This window comes from Ideonella azotifigens (assembly GCF_006519715.1).
Classification (GTDB): domain Bacteria; phylum Pseudomonadota; class Gammaproteobacteria; order Burkholderiales; family Burkholderiaceae_C; genus Ideonella; species Ideonella azotifigens.
The window spans coordinates 1-2991 of record NZ_VIDT01000656.1 but is presented as its reverse complement, the minus strand read 5'-3'; the positions used below and the strand labels follow the sequence as shown (position 1 = coordinate 2991).

3 protein-coding genes are annotated in these 2991 nt (G+C 68.5%); all 3 read right to left on the bottom strand.

Annotated elements, in window-relative coordinates:
• Positions 1-964: Mur ligase family protein (locus tag FKP22_RS25765; protein ID WP_233446971.1), on the bottom strand; the 964-nt coding region annotated here is incomplete at its 3' end.
• A 1-nt stretch (position 965) separates the two neighbouring features.
• Positions 966-2729: a peptidoglycan D,D-transpeptidase FtsI family protein gene (locus FKP22_RS25760; protein ID WP_141290638.1), complete on the bottom strand. Its 1764-nt coding sequence runs from the start codon at positions 2727-2729 to the stop codon at positions 966-968.
• On the bottom strand, positions 2729-2991 hold a 263-nt coding region (ftsL, locus tag FKP22_RS25755), incomplete at its 5' end, for a cell division protein FtsL (RefSeq protein ID WP_141290636.1). The genes FKP22_RS25760 and ftsL, both read right to left, overlap by 1 nt.

Genomic DNA, 2991 nt, shown 5'->3' with positions numbered 1-2991 from the left:
CAAGCAGGTTCAACACGTTGTAGTCGCCGATCAGCCGGGTCTGCACCGGCACGCGCGCGGAAGATTCGACCAGCGTGAAGCTCAGGCCCTGGCCGGTGTAGCCCACGTCCTGGGCCTGCAGCCGGGCCTCGTCGCGGGCCGAGATGGTCCACAGCGCCGGGCCTTTGCCGGCCAGGTCGGCCACCAGCAGCCCACCTTGCGGATCGTCCACGTTGATCACCGCGGCCTTCAGGTGCGGCCAGGCGAAGACCAGGCGCTTGGCGGCCCAGTAGGCCTCCATGCTGCCGTGGTAGTCCAGGTGGTCACGCGTGAAGTTGGTGAACAGCGCGACTTCCAGCCGCGTGCCGGCCAGTCGCTGCTCGACCACGCCGATGGACGAAGCCTCGATTGCGCAGGCGGCAAAGCCCTCGTCGGCCATGCGGCGAAAACCCGCCTGCAGCACCACCGGGTCCGGCGTGGTCAGGCCGGTGAATTCGATGCTGCCGGCATCCGCTGCGTTGTCCGCACCGGCCACATGCGCGCGTGGCCGCGGCGGTTCGCCCACGCCCAGCGTGCCGACCACGCCGCAGCGCTGGCCCAGCAGACTGAGCGCCTGCGCGGTCCACCAGGCGCTGGAGGTCTTGCCGTTGGTGCCGGTGACGGCCACCACCTTCAGCGCCTGGCTGGGGTGGCGGTAGAACGCATCGGCGATCAGGCCCGTCGCCGCCTTCAAGCCCGGCAGCGTGGCCACGCGGGCGTCCTGAAAGCCAAAGGCCCCAATGCCTTCGTGCTCGACCAGGCAGGTGGAAGCGCCTGCCGCCAGCGCGGCCTCGACGAACTGCCGCCCATCGCTGCGCTGGCCGGGCCAGGCAATGAAGGCATCGCCGGGCTGCACCAGGCGGCTGTCGGTGCGCAGCGCACCGGTGACCCAGGAGGTCAGCCAGCGGGCGGCGGCATCGGCACTTCTCAGATGGGTCAACGGCATGTCAGTGGGACGTCGTCTTGTTGGGTTCGGTGCCGCCGATCTGGGCGACCACCTGCGGCTTGACTTCCAGGTCCGGCGGCACGCCCAGCGTGCGCAAGGTCTGCTCGACCACGCCCTTGAACACCGGCGCGGCGACCAGGCCACCGAAATAGATCGGCTTGGGCTCGTCCAGCATCACGGCCACGACCACGCGCGGTTTGTCGATCGGCGAAATGCCGGTGAACCAGGCGCGGTAGTTGCCACTCTTGTAGCGGCCGTTTTCCATTTTTTCCGCGGTGCCGGTCTTGCCGCCAGCCGAATAGCCCAGCGGCTGCGCCAGCGGCGCGGTGCCACCGGGCTGCACGGTGCCGCGCAACATCTGGCGCATGGTGCGCACCGTCTCGGGCTGGAAGATCTGCACCGAAGCGGTGGCCTCTTCGCCCTTGACCAGCGTCAGCGGCGCGAGCTCGCCGTCGCGGGCAATCGCGGTGTAGGCGCGGGCAATCTGCAGCAGCGAGGCCGACAGGCCATAGCCGTAGCTCATCGTCGCCTTCTCGACCGGCTTCCAGCTGCGCCAGGGCCGCAGCTTGCCGGTAGCGGCGCCGGGGAAGCCGATCTGCGGCTTGCTGCCAAAGCCGAGCGCCTGGTACATCTCGCCCATGTCGCGCGCCTCGATCTTCTGCGAGATGCGCACGGTACCCACGTTGCTGGACTTCTGGATCACCTGCGAGACGGTCAGCGCCGGGTGCGGGTGCGGGTCGTCGTTGACACGCAGCGGGCCGACCATGAACGGGCTGGTGTCGATCATCATGTCGGGCTTGACCAGGCCCAGCTCCAGCGCCTTCGAGACGACAAACGGCTTCATCGTCGAGCCGGGCTCGAACACATCGGTCACCGCGCGGTTGCGCAGCTGGGCGCCAGTGCGGTTGTGGCGCTCCTCGGGCAGGTAGCTGGGGTAGTTGGCCAGCGCCAGGATCTCGCCGGTCTGCGCGTCCAGCACCACCACGCTGCCGGCCTTGGCATGGTGCTGCTGCACGGCATCGCGGATGCGCTGGTAGGCCAGGGCCTGGACCTTGGAGTCGATGGTCAGCTGCACGTCGCTGCCGTCGCGCGGGTCCACCGGCTCGCCCAGGTCCTCGACGATGCGCCCCAGCCTGTCCTTGACCACGCTGCGCGAACCGCCATGGCCCTGCAGCTGCTTCTGGAAGGTCAGCTCGATGCCTTCCTGGCCTTCGTCCTGGATGTCGGTGAAGCCGACCACGTGCGCGGCCGATTCGTTTTCCGGATACCGGCGCAGGTAGCCCGGCTCCAGCGTGATGCCCTTGATGCCGAGCTTGCGGATCTCTTGCGCCACGCCACCGTCGATCTGCCGGCGCAGCACCGCATAAGCGCTGTCCTCGGCCAGCTTGGTCTCCAGCTCCTGCGGCTTCATGCCCAGCAGCGACACCAGCTGGCGCTTCTGGTCGGCATTGGCCTTGAACTGCTGCGGGTTGATCGAGATCGTGGGTGCGTTGACGCTGATGGCCAGGATCTGACCATTGCGGTCCAGGATGCGGCCGCGGCTGGCCGACAGGCTCAGCGTGGAAGCAAAACGCTCCTCGCCCTTCTTCTGGAAGAACTCGGCTTCCAGCACCTGCACGTACAGCGCGCGGGCGATCAGCACCAGGAAGGCGGCACCGACCAGCAGCACCAGGAAACGGCTGCGCCACGGCGGCGTCTTCGAGGCCAGCAGCGGGCTGGTCGAGTAGTTCACCCCACGAACCGAGTTCGTCGCCTTTTTCGCCATCACCGAGCCCCCCCGGAGGCCGCACGCGTCTCGGCGACATACAGCGTCGCGTCCGGCGTGGGCAAGCGCATCTGCAGCTTCTCGCGCGCGTCGCGTTCCACGCGCAGGTGCGTGCCTTCGCTGCGGCGCTCGGCGTCCAGCCGCGTGGCCTCGGCCGCCAGCTGGTGCTCGTCGGCCTTGGCGCGTTCGATGTCGGCAAACAGCTTGCGCGCCTCGTAACTGACCTTGACCAGGTACAGCCCGCTGCCCATCAGCGCCAGCA